The 1,038-nt window shown below is 59.4% G+C and carries 1 protein-coding gene; it reads right to left on the reverse strand.

Features of this window, described 5'->3' with window-relative positions; genetic code table 11:
* Nucleotides 1-258: 258 nt before the first annotated feature.
* A partial coding sequence (locus ACXRVY_RS31285) for a carbohydrate kinase family protein (protein ID WP_458239247.1) occupies nucleotides 259-1,038 on the reverse strand: 780 nt, incomplete at its 5' end.

Consider the following 1,038-nt stretch of genomic DNA (forward strand, 5'->3'; position numbering starts at 1 on the left):
CGTGGAGCCAGGTCGATTGCAACCWTTCACCACAGGACGGAGCACGGCGGCTGGAGCGAAACGATCTCTTTCGCCGCCTGCTTGAGTTGAGCGCCATCGAAATTCGACACACCGATGACGTGAGTTTTTCCTTGATCGCGCGACTGCCAAAACCCCGGCATCAACGGCGAGTGCAAAGTTTTCCCGTGTTGATATCCGGCACGGAGGCGGCGCGATCAGGGTAGAGTGCAGTGCCGACGAAACAATCCTGACCAGATATCAATGCAACTGATGCCGAAAAGGTAAGTCCGGACCGTTTTTACCGCAGGTCAGGGCCGCGGCGCTGACGGCAAAGTCGAGCATTGCGTCGATCTGTTCACGGCTCAAGCGTTGCAAGCCCTCCACCGAATCCAGTTGCTGCTCAGTCAGCCAAGCAATCAATGCCGCTTGGAAGGTGTCACCGGCGCCTACGGTATCGACTATCGCCACGGCACGGGCCGGCACCGACCAAGTGCCATGACGGCGGCTGAAAACTGTCGCGCCCTGACCGCCACGGGTGAGGAATACCAGTTGGCAGCGGTGCTCCAGCCAGCCCTCGATCACGCTCTGCGGATCACGCTCTGGGTAGAGCAGGTTCAGGTCTTCGTCACTGACCTTGATCAGATCGGCATGTTCGACCAGAGCGCCGATACGTTCGCGCCACAATTCGATATTCGGCTCTGGGTTGAGTCGCACGTTGGGGTCGAGACTGATCAGGCGTTTGCCACTTTCCCGGCAGACCAGAGCCAACAGGGTATCGGCAATCGGCTGCACCACCAACGAGAACGAGCCGATATGCAGCCCTCGCACCTCAGCGCCCAACTCAGGCAAATGCCCCGGCAACAGCTGACGATCAGCGCAGCCTTCGCCGCGAAAGCTGTAATGCGGCGAGCCATCGGCACCAACGGCGACCATGGCAAGAGTGGTCGGTGCGTCGAAGTCCTGAAGGTAATCCAAACGCACGCCCTCCTCCTGCAATACTTGCTGTAAACGCCGTCCCAGATAGTCGATGGACAACCC

The sequence above is a fragment of the Pseudomonas sp. P5_A2_2 genome, assembly GCF_054177685.1.